The sequence below is a fragment of the Micromonospora sp. NPDC047134 genome (assembly GCF_040643455.1).
In the GTDB taxonomy this organism is placed as follows: Bacteria; Actinomycetota; Actinomycetes; order Mycobacteriales; family Micromonosporaceae; genus Micromonospora.
This window is the reverse complement of record NZ_JBEYUI010000002.1, coordinates 255242-274964: the sequence shown is the minus strand read 5'-3', so window position 1 is coordinate 274964 and position 19723 is coordinate 255242. Positions and strand designations below refer to the sequence as shown.

Sequence of the window (19723 nt, the reverse complement as noted above, 5' to 3'; positions counted from 1 at the left end):
TGGAGGATTGCCATGACATCGGCGAACGTCGCCCTGCTCTGCCAGATCTGGAGTCGCCTGCTCGCCACCCCCATCGGTCCCGACGACGACTTCTTCGACAACGGCGGATACTCGCTGCTGCTCATCGAGATGGTCATCCAGGCCGAGGAGGCCGGGCTGCACTTCGGGCCCGAGCAGGTATTCGACCACCGCACTCCGGCGGCGCTGGCCGCGGCTCTCGAGGTCGATCTGGAGGCGAGTCGGTGACCGGCTCCCTCGCCGACCGCCTCGACGAGGTCGCCCGTCGGCACCCGGACAGAACGGCCGTGGTGGACTCCGCCGGGACGATGACGTACGGACAGCTACGCCAGGCCGGTGACTCGATCGCCGGTGACCTCGAAGCCGCCGGGGCCGGGGCCGGCCACCTGGTCGGCATCCGGGTGGGCCGCAACACCCAGACCGTCGCGGCGATCCTCGGGGTGCTGCGGACCGGGGCCGCCTATGTCGCCCTGGATCCGTCCTGTCCGGCCGACCGGATCGAGTTCATCCGCAGGGACGCCGGGATCGGCCTGGTAGTCGACAGCTCCGGCGACGCGGACCCGCCGACGGTCACCGGGCAGGCAGTCCCCCGCCGCGATCCGCTGCCCGCCGACCTGGCCTACCTCGCCTACACCTCCGGCTCCACCGGTCGACCCAAGGGTTGCCTGATCACCCAGCACAATGTCACGGCGTTCCTCGACGAGACGGTGCCGTTGTTCGACCTGACCCCGCAGGACCGTTGGACGGTCTTCCACTCGCTGGCCTTCGACGCCTCGGTCTGGGAACTGTGGGGAGCGCTGGCCACCGGCGCTACCGCCGTGCTGGTGCCGACCCCGGCGCTGCGCAACCCGGCGGTCTTCGCCGGACTGCTGGCCGAGCACCGCGTGACCGTCGTGTCGCAGGTCCCCTCGGCACTCCAGTACCTGCTCCCGGCGCTCGCCCGACGCGGCTGCACCGGACCGGAAACGGCACCGCTGAACCTGCGGTACCTGTTCTCGGTCGGGGAGGCGATCCGGCTGGACCTGGTGGCCGAACTGCGGCGGATCGTGGGCGGCCCGGAACCGGCCGTGGTGAACATGTACGGCCCGACGGAGACGACGGTCTTCGCCACCATGAAGGAGATCACCGAGGCCGATCTGCGGTCCGGGATCCGGTCACCGATCGGCCACCCACTGCCGAAGGCCGGGGTCGTAGTGGTCTGCCCCGACGGCAGCGTATCGCCGCCCGGGGAGACCGGGGAGCTCTGGATCACCGGCGAGACGGTGGGCCTGGGCTACCTGCACCGGCCGGAGCTGACGGCCGATCGTTTCGTGTCGTGGGAAGGGGCGCCCGCGTACCGGACCGGCGACCTCGGCCGGTGGCTGCCGGACGGGTCACTCGAACACCTCGGCCGCCTCGATCAGCAACTCAAGGTGCGCGGCCACCGGATCGAGCCGGAGGAGATCGAGGAGGTGCTGCGTCGTACCGGACTGGTCGCCGACGCCGGGGTGTGCCTCGGCGAGGTGGGCCCCGCGCGGTTCCTGACCGCATGCGTCACCACGGTGACCGGACTGCTGGACCCGCACGGGATCAGGGCGCTGCGCGACGCCGTGGCGAGGACCCTGCCGGAGGCGATGTGTCCCGACCGGTACCTCCTGCTCGACCGGCTGCCCCAGAACGCGTCCGGCAAGCTCGACCGCCCTGCGCTGGTCGAGATCGTCCGAGACCGACTCGCCGCCGCCACGACGGGGTTCCCGCCCGCCAGGAGGCCGGATGTCGACGCCAGGTGACCGGGTCGGCAGGATCGTCGATGCCGTGCTCGGCACGGCGGCAACGGAGGACTCGCTGAGCCGACTGGGGGTGACCTCCCTGGACCTGCTGCGGGTCTGCGCCGAACTGGAGCACCGGACCGGGGTCACGCTCTCCCTGGCCGACGTGATGACGGCCCCGACGGTCACCGCGCTGGCCGAGCACTGGCGCAACGGCGGCGTGCCGGTGCTCCCCCGCGCGACCGGTGCGGGGATTCCGCTGACCTCCCTGGCTCGCGGCTGCCTGCTCCGCCAGCTCGTCTCCCCGGCCGACATCGCCGGCAACTGCATCCTGCTGTGGACCCTCGACGGCCCGGTCCACGCCGACCTGCTAGCGGAATCGATCATGGAGGTGCAGCAGCGTCACGAACTGCTGCGGTGCGCGTACACCCTGCGCGGTGGTGCGGTGCCCGCAGGTCCGCCGGTCGCCCCGGCCCGGATGGTCGCGGAGACCGCCGCCGAGGCGCTGGCGCGGTGCCAGCCCCTGCTCACCGTGGCGCTGCGACCCGCAGCGGGTGAGGTCTTCCGTTCGGTGGTCGTGAGCACGCCGACCGGGGCGGTCATCGGCCTGGTCGCGCATCATGTCGCGTTCGACGGCTACAGCGAGAGTGTCGTCGCCGCCGATCTCGGCCGGGCGTACCGGGCCCGCCTCGACAGGCGCCCGGTCGACTGGCCGGCGGCCCCGGACGCCCGTACGGCGAACGAGTCCTACCGGCGGCAACGCGCCGCCGGAGACCTGGATCGGCAGGGTGCCCGGGTACGCGCCGCCCTGTCCGGGGCCACCGAACTCCGTTTCCCCGGGGCCACCGGCAGCCGTACCGGCCGGGAGGCGTCCGAGACACCGGCCGTACTCACCGCCGCCCTGGCCCCGGTCCCGGCCGTCTCCGTAGCCATGGCGGCCTACGCCCGCGCCGTCGGGACGGTCACCGGCCAGCGGGACATCTCCTTCGTGGTGCCGGTGAACCGCCGGGGTGCCGCCGGGCTCGACCTGGTGGTCGGCAACTTCGTCGAGATGCTGCCGGTACGGATCATGCTGCCGGCCGCTCCCGATCCGGCCGGGGACCTGACCGCGACCGCGACCGCCTGGGCCAGCGCGCTGTCCCGCCAGGACCTGGACTTCGAGGAGGTGGTCCGGGCGGCAGGCTCGGCCGGGCACATCCACCAGCATGTCTTCGCGCTACAGAACAATCCGGCTCCCCGGATCGAGCTACCCGGGACACGGGCCCGATTCGTCCGGAGCCCCTACCCGGCCCTGGCGAACCGGACCATGACCGAGATTTGGCCGGCCGGCAGCGGCTACAGCGACACCACCGACACCGCAGTGTTCAGCTACGGGCCGGGTTGGATCGGTGCCGCCGAGGCCGCCGCCCTGCTGACCGGCTTCCGCGACAACCTCCGCCGGTACGCCGGTCGGCAACCGGCACCGGTCACCGCGCTGCCGGGGGTGTGTCGATGACCGCGACCGAGGCCGGTCGGAGCCGAATCCGTACGGCGGTGCTCTTCTGCGTCAACGGGATGCTGATGGGCAGCTTCGCGACCCGGCTGCCGGATCTGAAACACGGCCTGGAGGCCACCGACGGTCCCTTCGGCCTGGCGTTGGCCGCCGCCACTGTCGGGGCTGTCGCCTTCGCGAAGCCCGCCGGAACGGCCATCGTGCGCTACGGCGAGGGACCGGTGGCGCGGCTGGCGATGCTCGCGACCGCGGCGTCGATGTTCCTGCTGTCGTTCGCCGGGTCACTGGTGGCCCTCGGCGGGCTCCTGGTGGCCTTCGGTGTCGCGGCCGTCGCCCTCAACATGGCGGCCAACAGCATGGCCGCCGGTGTGGAGCGGCTGCTGGCCCGATCGGTGATGTCCGGCATGCACGCCCTGTTCAGCGGCGGCGGACTGCTCGGCGCGGTCACCGGCGGCCTGGCGGCGGGGGCCGGTGCGACCGTGGCCGAGCACTTCGCCGTGCTCACTCTCCTGTGTCTGGTGCTCGGCGTCGTCCTGCGCGGCGGCCCGCCCGGTACCGCCGGCACCGGGGACGAGCCGGCGGCGGACCGGTCGGGTTCCGGTGGGCCCCGGGTGACCCTGCTGCTCGGCGCGATGGCGTTCTGCTTCTACATCGCCGAGGCGGCGATCGACGACTGGAGCGCCATCTACCTGCACGATTCCCTGGCCGCCCCGGCAGCGCTGGTCGGCTCGGGATACGCGGGGTTCTGTGTCGCCATGGCGGTCGGCCGCCTGTTCGGCGACCGGATCGTCGACACCATCGGCGCGGTGTGGGCGGTCCGGGCCGGTTCCCTGCTCGCCGGGGTCGCGCTCACGCTAGGGGTGACCGCGCGGTCGCTACCCGCCGCACTGGCCGGGTTCACCCTGTTCGGACTCGGCATGTGCGTGGTGGCACCGGCCTGCTACAGCGCGGCCGGACGCCACGGCGGCCGGATGATCGCGTCGGTCACGGCCGCCGGGCATGTCGGTCTGCTGGTCGGTCCCGCCATCATCGGGGGCACCTCCCATCTGTTCGGCATCGGAACGGCGATGCTGGTGCCGGTCGTGCTCGCGATGCTGGTCGCCGCCCTGGCCGGCGCGGTGCGGCCTGCCCCGCAGGCGGTCGGGGTCGCCGACACCGGGCCGCAGGCACCCCATCGCACGGCCGAGCCGAGCGGCGACCGGAGTTAGCCCTCCGCGAGCCACCACCGCCGAGGGGTCAGACCTTGCCGAGGGCGTCGATGTCGCGCATCTCCTCGGGGGTCAGCGAGAAGCCGAAGACGTCCGCGTTGGCGCGGATCCGCTCCGGGGTCACCGACTTCGGGATGACCACGATCTCGTGATCCAGGTGCCAGCGCAGCACCACCTGGGCCGGGGACACCTCGTGCGCCGCGGCGATGCGGGTCAGCACCGGGTCGGACAGGTTGCTGGCCTTGAAGGGGCTGTACCCCTCCAGGACCACCCCACGGTCCCGGAGTTCGAGGTGCCGCTGCCGGTCGTACAGCGGCGGGCTCCACTTGATCTGGTTGATCGCCGGGGGTTCCTGGGTGGCCTGGATCAGCTCGTCGATCTGCCCGGTGCTGAAGTTGCTGACCCCCACCGCGCGGGCCAGCCCGGCGTCCCGCGCGGCCAGCATCTCCCGCCAGACCGGGATCAGGTCGCCCGGCTCGCTCGGCGGCCAGTGCACCAGCCACAGGTCGACCTGGTCGACCCCGAGGGCCCGCAGGCTCTGCTCGATGGTCTCCCGTTCCCGGCCGACCCGCTCCGGCGGCAGTTTGGTGGTGAGGAAGACCTCCTCCCGCGGCAGCCCGCTGTCCCGCAGGGCCCGGCCGACCTCCTCCTCGTTGCCGTACATGGTGGCGGTGTCGATGTGCCGGTAGCCGATGTCGAGGGCGGCCAGGACGGCCTGGTACCCGGCTTCGCCGGTGGCCTGCCAGGTGCCGAAGCCGAGCAGGGGGATCCGGACGTCGCCGGGAAGAAGGGCGGTGGGGTGGTCAGCTTGGTCCATACCGACCGTTGTACCCCCTTCGGGTCCTGCCACGCCCGAAAACGGTCCCGTCGGGTTGCTCGACCCGGCCGGTGGGCAGGCACGACCGCCCGGTTTGCCGGAGAATGCGGGTGTGGCTGACCGGCTGGAGGAGTACCGGCGCAAGCGGGACGCTACGCGTACCCCGGAACCGGTGCCGGCGGAGCGACCCCGCCGCCGGGCCGGCCGCGACCGGAGCCGGTTCGTCATCCAGCAGCACCACGCCCGCAGCCTGCACTGGGACCTGCGGCTGGAACACGACGGGGCGCTCGCCTCCTGGGCGGTGCCGCGTGGCCTGCCCCGCGAGCCCGGCCGTAACCACCTGGCCGTACACACCGAGGACCACCCGATGGAGTATCTCGACTTCGCCGGGGAGATCCCGGCCGGTGAGTACGGCGGCGGACAGATGATCATTCACGACCGGGGCACGTACCACTGCGAGAAGTGGCAGGACCGTGAGGTGGTCGTGCACCTGCACGGCGACCGGACGACCGGCCGGTACGTGCTGTTCGCCACCGGCGGCCGGGACGGCCGGGACTGGATGGTGCGGCGCACCGATCCGGCGCCGCCGGGCTGGACCACCATGCCCGACCTGGTAGCCCCGATGCGCACCACCCCGGCCGCCCGGCTCCCCAGCGACCCGGAGAACTGGGGGTACGAGCTGCGCTGGGACGGGGTCCGGGCGATGGCGTACGTCTCCGGGGGCCGGTTGCGGCTGCTCTCCGACACCGGTACCGACATCACCACCGAATACTCCTGGCTGCGGCCGATGGCCGAGGCCCTGGCGCCCACGGAGGCCGTACTCGACGGGGTGCTGGTGCGCATCGACCGCGCCGGACGGGTCCGGCCGGTCCGGGGCGGACGCGGCACCCCGGACGCCCAGTACCTCCTGGTCGACCTGCTCTGGCTGGAGGGGGCCACCAGCGGCCAACTGCCCTATCGGCAGCGCCGGGAACTGCTGGAAGGGCTGACCCTGACCGGTACGCACTGGCAGACCCCGCCGTGGTTTCCCGGCACCGGCGCCGAGGCCCGGCAGGCGGCCCGTGAGCAGGGCCTGCCCGGGGTGATCGCGAAACGGTTGGACTCGGTCTACGAGCCGGGTCGGCGCAGTCGGGACTGGCGTCGCATCGAGGCAAGCTGAGACGGCGAGGAGCATCGTGTACCTGACCCATCTCGAATGCCCGCGCTGCGGCCGGGAACACGACGCCGGGGTACCGCAGAACCTGTGCGACTGCGGCTCACCCCTGCTGGCCCGCTACGACCTGGCCCGGGTGGCCGGGATCCTCCAGCCGGAGCGGTTCGGGTTGCGCCCGGCCGACCTGTGGCGCTATCGGGAACTGCTGCCGGTGGCCGACCCCCGGCACGTCACCACCCTGGGCGAGGGGTGGACCCCGATGCTGCGGGCACCGTCCTACGGTGTCCGAATCGGGGTCGACGAACTGCTGGTCAAGGACGAAGGGCTGATCCCTACCGGGTCCTTCAAGGCGCGCGGGGCCGCCGTGGGGATCAGCCGCGCCCGGGAGCTGGGCATCCGCCGGATCGCCCTGCCGACCAACGGCAACGCCGGAGCCGCCTGGGCCACCTACGCGGCCCGGGCCGGGTTGGGGGCCATCATCGCGATGCCGGTCGACGCCCCGACCATCTGCCGCCGCGAGTGCGTGGCCGCCGGAGCGGACCTACGCCTGGTCGACGGGCTGATCAGCGACGCCGGGCGCCAGATCGCCGCCCTGGTAGCGGCCTCCGGCGGTGCCGTCTTCGACGCCGGTACCCTGCGCGAGCCGTACCGCCTGGAAGGCAAGAAGACCATGGGGTACGAGATCGTCGAGCAGCTCCGTTGGCAGGTGCCCGACGTGATCGTCTACCCGACCGGGGGTGGGGTGGGGCTGATCGGCATCCACAAGGCCCTAGGCGAGCTGCGGGAGCTGGGCTGGATCGAGGACCGGCTGCCCCGCCTGGTGGCGGTGCAGTCCACCGGCTGCGCGCCGATCGTGCGGGCCTTCGCCGCCGGGGAGGACCGGGCCCGGCCCTGGTCGGACGCCCACACGGTGGCCTTCGGCATCACCGTGCCCGCGCCGCTGGGCGACGAGCTGATCCTGTCCGCCCTGCGGGCCACCGCCGGCACCGCGATCGCGGTGGACGATGCCGAGATCCTGGCCGACCTGCGGGACTTCGCCGCCCGGGAGGGCCTGCTGCTCTGCCCGGAGGGGGCCGCCTGCCTGACCGCCGCCCGCAAGCTGCGGGCCGGCGGATGGATCCGCGCCGGGGAACGGGTGGTGGTGCTCAACACCGGGGCCGGGGTGAAGTACCCGGACACGGTGGACGTCTCCGGGGTGCCGGTGCTGCCCGCCTGACCGTTCTCACCTGGCCTCGCCTGGCCGGGCCTCGGTCAGCCCCCGGCCAGCTCGGTCAACCGCCAGGCGGCGTTGATCAGGCCGATGTGCGACAGCGCCTGGGGGGTGTTGCCCAGGTGGGCCCCGCTGTCCAGGTCGATCTGCTCACTGAGCAGCCCCAGGTCGTTGGCGTGCCCGGTGACCTGCTCGAACAGCCGGGCGGCCCGCTCGGGTTCACCGGCCATCGCCAGGCACTCCACCAGCCAGTACGAGCAGAGCAGGAAGCCGCTGGGTTCGTCCCGCCAGCGGCGGACCAGCCCACCGGCAGTGCCCAGCTCCCGTTCCACGGCCGCGATGGTGGCCCGCATCCTGGGGTCGTCGGCCGGCAGGAAACCCATCACCGGCAGGTACAGCACGGCGGCATCCAACTCCGGTGAGCCGAAGGCGCCGGTGTAGATCCCCCGGCCTTCGTGGAACCCCTCGCGCAGCACGGTGGACCGGATCTCGTCCCGCACGGCCGCCCACCGCCGCACGTCCGCGCGTTCCCCCAGCCGGGGGGCCAGCCGCACCGCCTTGTCCAACGCCACCCAGCACATCACCTTGGACGACAGGTAGTGCCGTTCCCGGTCACGCGGCTCCCAGATGCCCCGGTCCGGCAGCCGCCAGGTGGCCGCCACCTGCTCGGTCAGCCCCAGGACCAACTCGCGTAGCTCGGCGTCGAACTCCTCCCCCAGGTAGCTGCGCAGCAGCCAGACCGCGGAGACGATCTCGCCGGGCACGTCCGCCTGGTGCTGCCGCCAGGCATCGTTGCCGACCCGCACCGGGGTGCTGCCGGCGTACCCGGCGAGGTGGGGACAGAGGTGCTCGTTGATGTCGCGTTCGCCCTCCAGCCCGAACAGCACCGGGATCGGGTCGGCGCCGATGCGGCCGATCGAGCGGGTGGCCCAGGCGAACAGTCGGGAGGACTCCGTCGGGCAGGCCGCCACCCACAGGGCCCGCAGGGTCATCGCGAAGTCCCGCAACCAGGCGTAGCGGTAGTCGTAGTTGCGGTCGCCGCCGATCACCTCCGGCAGTGAGGTGGTGGCCGCCGCGGTGACCGCACCGCTGCGGGCGTACGTCAGGCCGGTGAGCACGGTCGCGCTGCGCCGGACCAGTTCGGGGTAGCGGCCGGTGTACCGGTGGCTCTCCCGGAATGCCTGCCAGGCCTGGGCGGTGTCGGCAACGGCCGCTACCGGGTCCAGGCCGACCGGGGAACCGCCGTAGGCGGCGGCGTAGGCCAGGTCGAAGCCGAGCACCTGGCCCTCGGCGATCTCGAAGTCCTGTCGTACCCGGTCGTCCTCGGCGCGCAGGCGCAGCTTGGTACAGCGCAGCACCAGGTCGACCGGGCCAGCCGCCACCTGCACGGTCCCGTCGGCCCGTTCCCGCAGGTACGGCATGGTCAGGCCGTACTCCGGTCGGGGTCGGAAGTCGACAGTCATCGGCACCCGGCCGGACAGCCCCTCCACCACCCGCACCAGCACGGCCGGGGAGTTCATGCCGAGTTCGTGAGCCCGGGCCCCCGGTTCCCCGGCCAGTGCGTCCGTGACGGCGACACTGCCCTCCGGGGTGTGGTGCACGGTCCGCAGCACCAGGGTGTCCGGCAGGTACGACCGCTGCACCCGGTGCCCGGCGGACCCGACGGCGGCCGGTGCGATGCGCCAGTGGCCGCCGTCGGGGTCGAGCAGGCGGGCGAAGACGGACGGGGAGTCGAACCGCTGCGGGCACCACCAGTCGACTCCGCCGTCCGTGCCCACCAGTGCGCTCGTACGCAGGTCGGACAGGAAGCCGTAGTCGGAGATGGGCCGCATCCCAGGCGCGTACCCGGTCTTCGAGAGGCCTCACCTCCGGGCCGGGCCGCTGCGGTGGCCGACGGATCAGGAGGTCGGTGGTTCGTCCTTCCCGGCGGCCTCGGCCTCGTCGGCCTCCTCCTTGGTCCGGTGTACCGCCTGATCGGCGTGCTCCGGCGGGCCGTAGACCGTGTAGAGCACCAGCGGGTTGGGGCCGGTGTTGACGAAGTTGTGCTTGGTGCCGGCCGGTACGACCACCAGGTCGCCCTGCGCCACCTCCCGCTTCTCACCGGCCACCCGAGCCTCCCCGGTGCCGCTGACGAAGGTGAGGATCTGATCGGTGTCCTCGTGGACCTCCTCGCCGATCTCACCCCCCGCCGGGATCGTCATGATCACCAGTTGGGTGTGTTCTCCGGTCCACAGCACGCGGCGGAAATCCGGACTCTTCTCGGCGACGGTCGCGATAGTGAAGTGCTCCATGCCCGGCACATACCCCCTCGCAGGCCTCGCCACGCCGGGATCGGCAGATGGTGCAATTGAGCCCGGATCCCGGGTTTGTCACGCCCTCGAACGGGGATCGCTATCTCGGCCGGCAAGCTCCGGCGAGCCAGGTCCCCGCTGACGTACCGCCGTACGGCTGCGGTGGTGGGAGACGGCCGAGCGCGGCGACGTCTCGATCCTCGGATCGAACGGCGCCGCGCGCTCATTCCTCCCACCGGGCCCGCCGCCGGGTGTCAGTCGTTGTCGGGCTCCAGGACCGGTACCCCGTTGACGCAGCGTACGGAGAGTTCGTGTTCCCCGCTCGGGCCGACGAAGCTCACCTCGGCGTCGTCGTCGGGCCCCCGGTCGTAGTCGTCGACCCGGTAACCCTGCCGGGGAGTCCAGGACACCAGGTACACCCCGCCCGGTACGCATTCGGCCACCACACTGCCACCGGACCCGGTGAAGCTGCGCCGACCACCGGCCTCGGCGCTCGGGTTGGCCGGGGTGGCGGGCGTACCGGTCGGCGCCGTCGGACCCGGGGTCGGTGCGGCGGAGGTGGTGGCGCCGAGAGCGACCGGGGGCGGCTCGGCCAGGGCCCGGGCCACCTCCTCCTGGCTGCGGACCCCGCCGGGGGTGCCGGTGAGGCTCTCCCCCACCAGTTGGATCGCGGCGACCCCGATCAGCATGGCGACGGCCGCGGTGGCCAGCCACCCGGCAACGGCGAGGAGAGTACGACGGCCCATGCCCCGACTATCCCCGATCGCCGGTTGGGCCGAGGTTCAGCCAACCCTAAGAACGGGTTAACGTCACCGGTTTCGCGGCCTCGGCGGGGATACCCTGCCTGCTGTGGCCCGCCTGCTGTTGATCGAGGACGACCTGACCATCCGTACCCCGCTGGTGCGGGCCCTGCGTGAGCGGGGCCACGCGGTGGCCGCCGCCTCCACCGCGATGACCGGCCTGCGGGACGCCCTGGACGACCGGCCGGACCTGGTCGTCCTCGACCTGGGCCTGCCCGACCTGGACGGCCGGGAACTGCTGCGGATGTTGCGGGCGGTCAGCGCGGTACCGGTCATCGTGGCGACCGCCCGCGACGACGAGCGGGAGATCGTCCGGGTGCTGGACGCCGGGGCCGACGACTACGTGGTCAAACCCTTCACCGCGGCCCAACTCGACGCCCGGGTGCGGGCGGTGCTGCGCCGAGGGCCCGGCGGACCGGCCGAGGAGGACCCCACCCTGGTCGTCGGGGGCCTGCGGATCGACCCCCGCGCCCGGCAGGTCAGCCTGGACGGGACGCCGGTCGAGTTGACCCCCCGCGAGTTCGACCTGCTGCGACATCTGGCCAGCCGGGCCGGTGAGGTGGTGACCAAGCGGGAACTGCTGACCGAGGTGTGGCAGATTCCCTACGGCGGGGCGGACAAGACCGTCGACGTGCACCTGTCCTGGCTGCGCCGCAAGCTCGGCGAGAACGCCCAGCAGCCGCGCTACCTGCACACCGTACGGGGGGTCGGGGTGCGTCTGGTCGCCCCGGAGGTGCTCGGGTGAGGGCCCGCCTGGCGCTGCTGGTGGCGGCGGTCAGCGTACTGATCGTGATCGCCTTCCTGGTGCCGTTGGCCCTGCTGCTGCGTACCGCCGCCGAGGAACGGGCCACCGTACGCGCCACCGGGGACGCGCAGAGCCTCGCCACCGTGGTCGGCACCGCCGACCCGGACACCATCCGGCTGACGGTCGACCAGCTGGTCGCCGAGTCCGGTCGACCGGTCAGTGTGTTCCTGCCCGACGGCACGGTGCTCGGCTCGCCCGCCGAACCCACCCCGGCGGTGCAGTTGGCCGCCCGGGGGCAGAGCCTCACCGCGGAGACCTCCGACGGACGGGAGGTGGTGATCGCGGTGCTGGGCCGAGCCGACGGCACGGCCGTCATCCGTACGGTGGTGCCCTCCGCCGAAATGACCGCCGGGGTGGGTCGGGCCTGGCTGGTGCTGGCCCTGCTCGGGGTGGTGCTGGTGCTGATCGGCCTGGCGGTGGCCGACCGGTTGGCCCGGACCCTGGTGCGGCCGATCAGTGAACTGTCCGCGGTGTCCCACCGGCTGGCCAACGCCGAACTGGACGCCCGGGTGCAACCGGCCGGGCCGGCGGAGCTACGCGAGGTGGGCGGCGCGCTCAACCATCTGGCCGGCCGGATCCAGGAACTGCTGGTGCAGGAGCGGGAGCAGGTGGCCGACCTGTCCCACCGGCTACGTACCCCTCTGACCGCCCTACGGTTGGAGGCGGAGTCCCTGCGGGACCCCCAGGACGCCGCCCGGGTCACCGAGGCGGTGGACGGGCTGGAACGGGCCGTGACCGGGCTGATCCGGCAGGCCCGCTGGCGTACCCCGGCCGACGGGGCGGTGGCCACGGACGCCGTGGCCACCGTGACCGACCGGGTGGCCTTCTGGTCGGTACTCGCCGAGGACACCGGCCGGGCGATCGAGCTGGACCTGGCCCCCGGTCCCCTACCGGTCGGGGTACCCGCCGACGAGTTGGCCGCGGCGGTCGACGCGCTGCTGGGCAACGTCTTCGCGCACACCCCGGACGGCACCGCCTTCGCGGTACGGCTGGCCCCCGCCGGCCACCAGGTCGCGCTGACGGTCGCCGACGAGGGACCGGGCATCGCGGCCGACTCGGTACGCCGGGGCGCCAGCCAGGCCGGCTCCACCGGCCTGGGACTGGACATCGCCCGCCGGGCGGCCCAGGCCAGCGGCGGCCACCTCGAACTGGGTGAACGCCCCGGCGGCGGCGCCGAGATCACCCTCTACCTGGGCCCCCCGAAAGCCTGACCCCCGCCAGCGGCGTGATCGACTCCGTTACGCCGTAACGGCGGGGTCCCACCGCCTCCGACACCGCCGTTTCGGCGTAACGGCGGGCAGACCGGGGTCCTTAACCCGGCCTTAGTGTTCGCACAGCGCGCGGCTATCCCGCCGACACCGATCCTCTAAGACAAGAACCGAGGAAGGGTGAAGACGATGAAGCGCAACCCCATGTTGTTGGTGGCGGTCGGCGGTACGGCGGCGGTGCTCGCCGCTACCGGAGTGTTCCTGGGTGTCACCGCCGCCGACAGCAACCAGGCCCGGCCCACGAAGCTGATCGCCGCGACCAGCTCCCCGACGACCGAAGAGGTGCCGGACGAGGCCACCCCGGCCGCGCCGAGCGACCCGGCCGCCACCGTCCCGGCCGCCCCGAGTGACCCGGCCGCGCCGCAGACCAGCCCGGTGGTGCCGACCGAGGGGGCGACCCCGGGCAGCGGGCAGGACGCGGTGAGCGCCGAGCGGGCCGGTGAGATCGCCTTGGCCAAGGTGGGCGGCGGTCAGATCACCGAGGTCGACCGGGACCAGGAGGACAACCGACCGGTCTGGGAGGTCGAGATCGTCAACGGCGACATCGAGCACGAGATCGAAATCGACCGGGAGACCGGTGAGGTCCTCAAGGCCGAGCAGGAGCCGGTCGACGACGACGATGACGATGACGACGATGACGACCGGGACGACGACTGATCACAGCGTTGACGGGGCCGCCCCGGCATGGCATCCGCCGTGCCGGGGCGGCCCCGGAGTATGACCGCCGAGGGTTCGGGGGCAGGACGACCCGGCCCGGAGCGTTGCCCCGGGGCGCGGTCAGCGACCGCGATGCAGCCAGGTGAGCAGGTCGGGCGGGGCCAGGGCGGCGGCCCGCGCCTGGTAGCGGGCCCGGTCGGCCGCGTCGAGCAGGGCGCTGCCCTGGCCGGAGCGGCCGGTGCGGAAGAAGGCCTGCCGGTCCTTCAACACTCCGGCCGGATCCGGGGCGAGCCGGTCGGCCCGGGCGCGCATCCGGTCGAAGGTGGCGGCCGCCACCAGTTCCGGGCCGGGCGGGTCGAGATCCAGCAGTTCGGCTAGGCGACGCATCTGCCCGGCCAGGTCGGCGCGCAGGTCGTCGTAGTGGACCAGGTGGACGTTGGGCTGGTCGCGTCGCGCCCAGGCGTCGCGCAGATGCCACATGACCCCGGGCAGCGAGTCCAGTTCCTCGCGCGGGTCGGGGTCCGCGTCGATCCAGCGTACGAGCGCCTCTGCGATGGAGGGGCGGGGTCGATCCGGTTCCGGTGGCCGGGGCCGGCCGGTGAGTTCGGCCAGCCGGGCCCGGTCGAGGTTTGCGCCCTGGTGGAACAGGGAGACCGCCAGATCCAGCGGATGACGGGCCACCACCAGGTAGTGCACCTGCGGATCGATCGGCACACCGTCCAGTGGGGTGTGGGTCTTGATGAACCGGCGGTGCCGCTGGGCGGCCAGTCGCGCGTACACCTGGTCTGCTGGTTCTGCCAGCCAGTCCAGCCAGGGCGAGAGGGTGGGCAGGGGTGCCGGCAGGTCCGGGGTACGCAGGACCAGCAACGCGCAGATCATCTGCATCCAGGTCGTGCCGCTCTTGGAGCGGGTACTGATCACGATGTCGCCGGGACGCAGCGGGAATTCACCCCAACGGATGCTGTCCTCATCGACGGATCGGTAGCGGGTCGGCGAATCAGGCACCCGGTGACGGTAATCCCGGCAGTCGCCCACGGTCCCGGGATTTCCTCACCGTTTGCCCTGTGAGCTGGGCAATCACCTGGCTACATTGAATTATGATGCCCGCCCGAGCAGGACGGGCGACGCAACCGGTCTATCGCCCCCTGCTAGCCGCCACCCGCGGGGAACTCGAAGCGCTCAGTCACCTCGACGGCGTCCACACCCCTGTTGTCGTCCCGATCCTGCGATTGTCCACAACAGATCTACCACTGCCCGATCTGCTGCACCGACTCCCGGCCGGGTTGGTGCCGGCCATCGACGTCAGCGCCCTGCCCGACGGGGTGGAGACCGAACTGGTCCGCTGGGGCGTACCGCTGATGCCGGTGATCTGTCTGACCGACGGTGAGCGGCGGCTGGCCGCGCACGGGATCACCGCCCGGGCGTACGCCGGGCGGGCGGTGGTGCGGCTGCGCATCGACCAGGACCGGGCGGGACCGCACGCCACCACCGCGAGCGTGGAACGGATCTGGCGGTACGCCCGGCTGGCTCCCGAGCAGTGCGATCTGCTGGTCGACTGCGGGGAGGTGGGCTGCCGGGCGGACCTGCGGACCGTCGAGCCCCGGGCCCGCCGGGCGCTGGAGTGGGCCCGCCGGCATCCCTGGTGCTCGGTGAGCGTGGCGGCCGGGGGTATGCCATCGGCCCTGTCCCGGCTGCCCACGGACGAGCCGGTGCGGGTGTGCCGCTGGGACTGGCTGCTCTGGCAAGGGCTGGCCGACCTGGAGGTCGGCTTCGGCGACTACGGGGTGATGTCCGCGGCGCCCGGCGGGGCCCTTCCGGGCGACCGACTGCCGACCCTGCGCTACACCGACGAGGACGCCTGGTGGGTCTACCGCTGGTCCCGGCGGGGCGGGCGGGGTGACGAGCGGATGGCCGACCTGTGCCGGGCCCTGGTGTCGGCGCCGCACTGGCCGCCGGCCGGGGCGGACTTCTCCTGGGGCGACCACGAGATCCTCCGGCGGGCCCGAGGGGTGGCCGGAGCCGGCTCGACGACCAACTGGCTGGCCTGGAGCACCTCCCACCACCTGGCCCAGGTGCTGGCGGCGCTGCGCCCGCCGACCCGGGGCGGGCACGGGCGTTCCGGCCCGCAGCCGCCGCGCAGTCGGGCCCCGCGCGGCGGCCAGACCCGCCGCGTCGGGTGAGCCGCGGGCTACTGCTTCTCGGTGAACCCGAACTGCACGACTCCCTCGTCGTCGACGGAGGCGTCGACCGAGGCGTCCCCGAGCAGGTCGGCGGCGTCGGAGTCGAGGAAGATCCGGGCACCCTGGGTGTCGACCACCTGGTCCCCCTCGACGGGTGCAGCGACCAACTCGACGGTGAGCGATCCGGCCTGGGTGTCGGCGGCGATGCGCACCCCACCGCCCTCGGCAACGTCCTGCTGGGCGGCGAGGTCACGGATCACCAGAACAGCGTTGTCGGTCATCGTGAGCATGGTGGGACTCCTCGTGGCTTTCACTCGGCTCCGGCACGGACGCGGGAGGTGTCGCTCGCGGGCGGATCACCCGCCACCCGCACGCCGGAGATGTGGCGGCGGCCGGTGCTGGCCAGGGCCGACGTGGTCGCCGGAGGACGGCCAGACACCGTCGCATCGGGGCAGCTCAGGGCCCCCTCCACTGCCCACGGTGCCCCCCGTCGAGCCATCCGTCAAATCGGCTGGTTCCGATGGGGTTGCGGGTGTGGACACCGTGATCGGGGGTATCGGAGGGGGTTGCGTCAGACCCGTTCCAGCAGCACCACCGGGATGTCCCGCTCCGTCTTGGCCTGGTAGTCGTCGTACGCCGGCCAGATGTCGGTCATGATCGGCCAGAGCCGGGCCTTCTCCTCGGCCGTGGCGGTCCGGGCCCGGGCGGTGAACCGGTCCGGGCCTACCTGCACCTGGACGGTCGGGTCGGCGGCCAGGTTGAGATACCACGCCGGATGCCGGGGATCTCCGCCCTGGGAAGCCACGATCACGTACGCCTCCCCGTCCCGCCCGTAGATCAACGCGGTACGGCGCAGGTTCCCGCTGCGCCTGCCTCGGGTGGTCAGCAGCAGCGTGAAGACACCTGGACGCCACTCGTGTCCCTGCTTGCCGTCGGTGGCCACGTACCGGTCGATGTGCTCGGCCACCCAGCCCGACGGGCTGTCCAACACCTGCTCACTCGTACTCATCGGTCCTCCTGGATGATGGTCATCACCGGACCTACGCTACTGACCGATCGGCCATCGAACCCAGGATCACCGCAGCGCCATCGCCTGAAGGCCGACGAAGCCACAGTGCGGGGTGAAGGTCTCCTCCACCGTCCAGGAGAGCAGCAGCCGGGTCCCCTCAGGTGCCTGGAACCGGATGGTGACCTGCGCGGACCTGCTGGTGTGCCGCTCCTCCAGCCGTACGGTGCGACTCGGACCGCCCTCGGCCAACCGCAGGTCCAGCCGGCCCCGGGCCATCCACACCCCGAGATAGACCGTGGCGGTACGCGGCCGGCCATCGGCGGTGACCGCCAACTGGAAGCCGTTGCCCGTACCGCAGACGTAGGCCCCCTCGGAGGTGGCCTCGACGGACCGCACCGGCGCGCCGTCACGCCACCGGAACAGTTCCTGATTGCCGTCCCAGCCGCTGCGGTCCCCCGGGCCGCCCAGGTCCCGCAGCTCGCCGGTGCCCTCGCGTTTGCGTACGGTGCCCTCGGCACCGCCCAGCCCCCAGTGCATCCAGTCGCGCCGGCCCGCCTCGGTCAGGTGCACCGTTTCGGGGATGTCCGCCCGGCTGACCGTCAGGGTGGTCGGCACGGCCACCGGTGCCGGCGACGGCGGGCTGACGCTCGGAGTCGGGCTCGGGCTGGGTGGCCGTTCCCGGGGCCGGAGACCGGGTACCGCCAGGGCGGTGGGCACCGGGCTGGGCAGGCTGGGTCGACCGACCACCGCCGGCAGGCCGCCGGGCTGCGGGGGCTCCTGCCGGGCGGGCTCGGACCACCAGCCGACGAAGGCGACCAGGGCCAGCAGACCGGCGAAGGCGGCCAGGGCCTCCATCGCGTACCGGCGTCGCCGCCCGGCCCGCGCCGACCGCCCGGCGGCCCGGGTGGCGAGCGGCGGTCCGGCGGGCTGATCGGGGCGCGAGCGGTGCCGGGCACTGCCTCGGCGGCGTGTCCCTCGGGTCCGGGGGGATCTCGCGTCGGTCGGTGCGGCGGGTTCCTCGGCCACCGACTCTCCACTTCTGCCGGACCGGACTCGCACCGGTCTGCTCGACCCGGACACGGGCCGACCCACCTTGACATTACGGACACCCTCGACGCCAGTCGATGGATGGGGTCGCCGAAAGGTCAGGCGCGGACGTCGAAGCCGAGGGCCTGGGCCAGGACCATGGCCTGTCCGACATCGACCAGGGTGTCGACGCGCTGCACCACCGTGGGGTCCAGGCCGGTCAGGTCGCTGCCCCGCAGGTCGGCCCGGGACAACCGGGCGTTGCGCCAGTTCACCTCGGACAGATCGCTGCCGGTGATCGTCGCTGCGGTCAGGTCGGCACCGGCCAGATCGGTCTCCCGCATCCGGACCCCGGTGAACCGGGCGCCGCGCAGGTCGGCCCCGGCCAGGTTCACGAAGGACCAGTCACCGCCGGTGACCGTCAGGGGGCGCAGGTCGCACCGGTCGAAGGTGCTGCCGACGAACTTGCAGCTGGTGAACTCGGCCTCGAACAGGTTGCACCGGACGAAGGTGCAGCGGGTGAAGGCCGAGTCGACATGCCGGGAGATGTTGAACCGCACGTCACCGAAGGTGCAGCCGGAGAAGGTGGCCCCCCGACTGGTCGCCTCGGTCAGGTCGACCCGGTGGAAGGCGCAGCCGAGGTAGTGCCGGTCGGCAAGGTCCTCGGCGTACCAGTCTTCGTCGTGAAAGGTGACATCCTCGATCGGCTCCGGCATACCGGGAGGTTAACCAACCCGACCGACAACCATCTTCCCCGCGCACCGACCGGGTCGGTAGGTTCGACCGGTGAGCATCGCACGCAGCACCGACCCGGCCCAGGTCGGTTTCGATCCGGCCCGGCTGGCCCGGATCGACGAGCATTTCGGCAGGTACGTCGAGGACGGCCGGTTGACCGGCTGGCAGGTGGTGGTCACCCGCCGGGGCGAGGTCGCGCACTGCTCGACCTACGGGCTGCGCGACCGCGAGGCCGGTGCCCCGGTGCAGGCGGACACCCTGTGGCGGATCTACTCGATGAGCAAGCCGATCACCTCGGTGGCCGCGATGATCCTCTGGGAGGAGGGTCGGTTCGAGCTGACCGACGAGATCGGCCGGTGGCTGCCGGAGTTCGCCGACATGCGGGTCTACTCCAAGGGGTCGACCCTCAAGCCGTACACCGTGCCGGCGGTCGAACCGATCCGGGTCTGGCACCTGCTCACCCACACCGCCGGTCTGACCTACGGCTTCATGCAGACCTCGGTGGTCGACGGCCTGTACCGGGCGGCCGGCTACGACCTGTACCCGCCCTCGGACGTCGACCTGGCCGGGGCCTGCCGGGCCTTCGGCGAACTGCCGCTGCTGTTCCAGCCCGGCACCGCCTGGGGTTACTCCGTCGCCACGGACGTACTGGGCCGGCTGATCGAGGTGGTCTCCGGGCAGAGCCTGGACTCCTTCCTCACCGAGCGCATCCTGCGCCCGCTGGGCATGGAGGACACCCGCTGGTACGTAGACGGGGCCGACGCCGCCCGCCTGGCCGCGCTGTACGCCGCGGACCCGGCGACCGGCCGGGCGGTGCGCTACGACGCCCTCGGTGCGATGGCGTACGAGAAGCCCACCCTGCTCTCCGGCGGGGGTGGCCTGATCTCGTCGGCGGCCGACTACCACCGCTTCACCCAGATGCTGCTGCGTGGTGGCGAACTGGACGGGGTGCGGCTGCTAGCCCCCCGCACGGTGCGCTTCATGACCAGCAACCACCTGCCCGGCGGCCGGGACCTGGGCGCCCTGTCCACCGGGGGGTTCGCGGAGACGAACCTGGAGGGGGTCGGCTTCGGTCTCGGTTTCGCGGTGGTGCAGGATCCCATCCCCAGCCGGGTGCCGAGCAGTGTCGGGGAGTACTACTGGGGCGGGGTGGCCAGCACGGCCTTCTGGGTGGACCCGGTGGAGCAGGTCACGGCCATGTTCTTCACCCAGCTGATGCCGTCGAGCACCTGGCCGATCCGCCCTCAGTTGCGGCAACTGGTCTACGCCGCGCTGGTCGGCTGAGCAAGGCAGCGGGATCGGGCGT

At 72.6% G+C, this 19723-nt stretch carries 20 protein-coding genes; 11 read left to right on the top strand and 9 right to left on the bottom strand.

Annotated features, from left to right (window positions below):
- Nucleotides 1-12 precede the first annotated feature (12 nt).
- The 4 genes from ABZ795_RS04110 to ABZ795_RS04095 are packed head-to-tail and all read left to right on the top strand — an operon-like array spanning nucleotide 13 to nucleotide 4466.
- Complete coding sequence (locus tag ABZ795_RS04110) at nucleotides 13-246, top strand: phosphopantetheine-binding protein (RefSeq protein ID WP_357528695.1); 234 nt, start codon at nucleotides 13-15, stop codon at nucleotides 244-246.
- On the top strand, nucleotides 243-1787 hold the full coding sequence (locus tag ABZ795_RS04105; protein WP_357528693.1) for an amino acid adenylation domain-containing protein: 1545 nt from the start codon (nucleotides 243-245) through the stop codon (nucleotides 1785-1787). The genes ABZ795_RS04110 and ABZ795_RS04105 overlap by 4 nt, the downstream gene beginning before the upstream one ends.
- Entirely contained in the window at nucleotides 1771-3261 is a 1491-nt protein-coding gene (locus tag ABZ795_RS04100) for a condensation domain-containing protein (protein ID WP_357528691.1), read from the top strand. The genes ABZ795_RS04105 and ABZ795_RS04100 overlap by 17 nt, the downstream gene beginning before the upstream one ends.
- Entirely contained in the window at nucleotides 3258-4466 is a 1209-nt protein-coding gene (locus tag ABZ795_RS04095; RefSeq protein ID WP_327022489.1) for an MFS transporter, read from the top strand. Before ABZ795_RS04100 ends, ABZ795_RS04095 begins: the two co-directional genes overlap by 4 nt.
- Before the next feature lie 28 nt (nucleotides 4467-4494).
- Here ABZ795_RS04095 and ABZ795_RS04090 read toward each other — a convergent pair whose 3' ends face one another.
- The gene (locus tag ABZ795_RS04090) at nucleotides 4495-5283 is read right to left on the bottom strand and encodes an aldo/keto reductase (protein WP_357528688.1); all 789 of its coding nucleotides are present in this window, start codon (nucleotides 5281-5283) and stop codon (nucleotides 4495-4497) included.
- A 112-nt stretch (nucleotides 5284-5395) separates the two neighbouring features.
- On the opposite strand from ABZ795_RS04090, the gene ABZ795_RS04085 reads away from it, so the two are divergent.
- Both ABZ795_RS04085 and ABZ795_RS04080 read left to right on the top strand, forming a co-directional pair.
- Nucleotides 5396-6442 carry a DNA polymerase ligase N-terminal domain-containing protein gene (locus ABZ795_RS04085; RefSeq protein ID WP_357528686.1) on the top strand — a complete coding sequence of 349 codons (1047 nt, stop codon included), beginning with the start codon at nucleotides 5396-5398 and terminating at the stop codon, nucleotides 6440-6442.
- A gap of 16 nt (nucleotides 6443-6458) precedes the next feature.
- Nucleotides 6459-7652 (top strand): threonine synthase, encoded by a 1194-nt coding sequence (locus ABZ795_RS04080; protein ID WP_357528684.1) that lies wholly within the window; start codon nucleotides 6459-6461, stop codon nucleotides 7650-7652.
- 35 nt (nucleotides 7653-7687) lie between these two features.
- Here the strand turns inward: ABZ795_RS04080 and ABZ795_RS04075 are convergent, their stop codons facing one another.
- The 3 genes from ABZ795_RS04075 to ABZ795_RS04065 all read right to left on the bottom strand — a co-directional run bounded on the left by ABZ795_RS04075 (nucleotide 7688) and on the right by ABZ795_RS04065 (nucleotide 10683).
- Complete coding sequence (locus ABZ795_RS04075) at nucleotides 7688-9478, bottom strand: glycoside hydrolase family 15 protein (protein WP_357528682.1); 1791 nt, start codon at nucleotides 9476-9478, stop codon at nucleotides 7688-7690.
- Nucleotides 9479-9544: 66 nt separating this feature from the next.
- Nucleotides 9545-9937, bottom strand: coding sequence for a cupin domain-containing protein (locus ABZ795_RS04070; RefSeq protein WP_327022494.1), 393 nt, complete (start codon nucleotides 9935-9937; stop codon nucleotides 9545-9547).
- 254 nt (nucleotides 9938-10191) lie between these two features.
- On the bottom strand, nucleotides 10192-10683 hold the full coding sequence (locus tag ABZ795_RS04065; RefSeq protein ID WP_357528680.1) for a septum formation initiator: 492 nt from the start codon (nucleotides 10681-10683) through the stop codon (nucleotides 10192-10194).
- A 103-nt stretch (nucleotides 10684-10786) separates the two neighbouring features.
- Here ABZ795_RS04065 and ABZ795_RS04060 point away from each other — a divergent pair, with 103 nt between their 5' ends.
- From ABZ795_RS04060 to ABZ795_RS04050, 3 genes are all read left to right on the top strand, one after another.
- On the top strand, nucleotides 10787-11482 hold the full coding sequence (locus ABZ795_RS04060; protein ID WP_327022496.1) for a response regulator transcription factor: 696 nt from the start codon (nucleotides 10787-10789) through the stop codon (nucleotides 11480-11482).
- Nucleotides 11479-12753, top strand: coding sequence for a HAMP domain-containing sensor histidine kinase (locus tag ABZ795_RS04055; RefSeq protein WP_357528678.1), 1275 nt, complete (start codon nucleotides 11479-11481; stop codon nucleotides 12751-12753). The genes ABZ795_RS04060 and ABZ795_RS04055 overlap by 4 nt, the downstream gene beginning before the upstream one ends.
- A 186-nt stretch (nucleotides 12754-12939) precedes the next feature.
- Nucleotides 12940-13467 (top strand): PepSY domain-containing protein, encoded by a 528-nt coding sequence (locus tag ABZ795_RS04050; RefSeq protein WP_357528676.1) that lies wholly within the window; start codon nucleotides 12940-12942, stop codon nucleotides 13465-13467.
- Between the two features lie 120 nt (nucleotides 13468-13587).
- Here the strand turns inward: ABZ795_RS04050 and ABZ795_RS04045 are convergent, their stop codons facing one another.
- Nucleotides 13588-14472 carry a sulfotransferase domain-containing protein gene (locus ABZ795_RS04045; RefSeq protein WP_357528674.1) on the bottom strand — a complete coding sequence of 295 codons (885 nt, stop codon included), beginning with the start codon at nucleotides 14470-14472 and terminating at the stop codon, nucleotides 13588-13590.
- A gap of 92 nt (nucleotides 14473-14564) precedes the next feature.
- On the opposite strand from ABZ795_RS04045, the gene ABZ795_RS04040 reads away from it, so the two are divergent.
- A complete protein-coding gene (locus ABZ795_RS04040; protein WP_357528673.1) occupies nucleotides 14565-15647 on the top strand; it encodes a hypothetical protein in 1083 nt (360 codons plus the stop codon).
- Between the two features lie 8 nt (nucleotides 15648-15655).
- Here ABZ795_RS04040 and ABZ795_RS04035 read toward each other — a convergent pair whose 3' ends face one another.
- From ABZ795_RS04035 to ABZ795_RS04020, 4 genes are all read right to left on the bottom strand, one after another.
- Nucleotides 15656-15937, bottom strand: a complete 282-nt coding sequence (locus ABZ795_RS04035; protein WP_357528671.1) for an adhesin — start codon at nucleotides 15935-15937, stop codon at nucleotides 15656-15658.
- A 281-nt stretch (nucleotides 15938-16218) separates the two neighbouring features.
- Entirely contained in the window at nucleotides 16219-16656 is a 438-nt protein-coding gene (locus ABZ795_RS04030; protein ID WP_327022502.1) for a nitroreductase family deazaflavin-dependent oxidoreductase, read from the bottom strand.
- Between the two features lie 66 nt (nucleotides 16657-16722).
- Nucleotides 16723-17682 (bottom strand): hypothetical protein, encoded by a 960-nt coding sequence (locus ABZ795_RS04025; protein ID WP_357528670.1) that lies wholly within the window; start codon nucleotides 17680-17682, stop codon nucleotides 16723-16725.
- A 119-nt stretch (nucleotides 17683-17801) separates the two neighbouring features.
- Nucleotides 17802-18398 carry a pentapeptide repeat-containing protein gene (locus ABZ795_RS04020; RefSeq protein WP_357528669.1) on the bottom strand — a complete coding sequence of 199 codons (597 nt, stop codon included), beginning with the start codon at nucleotides 18396-18398 and terminating at the stop codon, nucleotides 17802-17804.
- Nucleotides 18399-18468: 70 nt separating this feature from the next.
- Here ABZ795_RS04020 and ABZ795_RS04015 point away from each other — a divergent pair, with 70 nt between their 5' ends.
- Nucleotides 18469-19701: a serine hydrolase domain-containing protein gene (locus ABZ795_RS04015; RefSeq protein ID WP_357528667.1), complete on the top strand. Its 1233-nt coding sequence runs from the start codon at nucleotides 18469-18471 to the stop codon at nucleotides 19699-19701.
- Nucleotides 19702-19723 lie beyond the last annotated feature (22 nt).

Coding starts and splice junctions, on each gene's coding strand:
- ABZ795_RS04050 (WP_357528676.1), top strand. CDS start 12,940: ATGAAGCGCAACCCCATGTTGTTGGTGGCGGTCGGCGGTACGGCGGCG.
- ABZ795_RS04065 (WP_357528680.1), bottom strand. CDS start 10,683: ATGGGCCGTCGTACTCTCCTCGCCGTTGCCGGGTGGCTGGCCACCGCG.
- ABZ795_RS04075 (WP_357528682.1), bottom strand. CDS start 9,478: ATGCGGCCCATCTCCGACTACGGCTTCCTGTCCGACCTGCGTACGAGC.
- ABZ795_RS04100 (WP_357528691.1), top strand. CDS start 1,771: ATGTCGACGCCAGGTGACCGGGTCGGCAGGATCGTCGATGCCGTGCTC.
- ABZ795_RS04110 (WP_357528695.1), top strand. CDS start 13: ATGACATCGGCGAACGTCGCCCTGCTCTGCCAGATCTGGAGTCGCCTG.
- ABZ795_RS04030 (WP_327022502.1), bottom strand. CDS start 16,656: ATGAGTACGAGTGAGCAGGTGTTGGACAGCCCGTCGGGCTGGGTGGCC.
- ABZ795_RS04035 (WP_357528671.1), bottom strand. CDS start 15,937: ATGCTCACGATGACCGACAACGCTGTTCTGGTGATCCGTGACCTCGCC.
- ABZ795_RS04020 (WP_357528669.1), bottom strand. CDS start 18,398: ATGCCGGAGCCGATCGAGGATGTCACCTTTCACGACGAAGACTGGTAC.
- ABZ795_RS04090 (WP_357528688.1), bottom strand. CDS start 5,283: ATGGACCAAGCTGACCACCCCACCGCCCTTCTTCCCGGCGACGTCCGG.
- ABZ795_RS04040 (WP_357528673.1), top strand. CDS start 14,565: ATGATGCCCGCCCGAGCAGGACGGGCGACGCAACCGGTCTATCGCCCC.
- ABZ795_RS04095 (WP_327022489.1), top strand. CDS start 3,258: ATGACCGCGACCGAGGCCGGTCGGAGCCGAATCCGTACGGCGGTGCTC.
- ABZ795_RS04070 (WP_327022494.1), bottom strand. CDS start 9,937: ATGGAGCACTTCACTATCGCGACCGTCGCCGAGAAGAGTCCGGATTTC.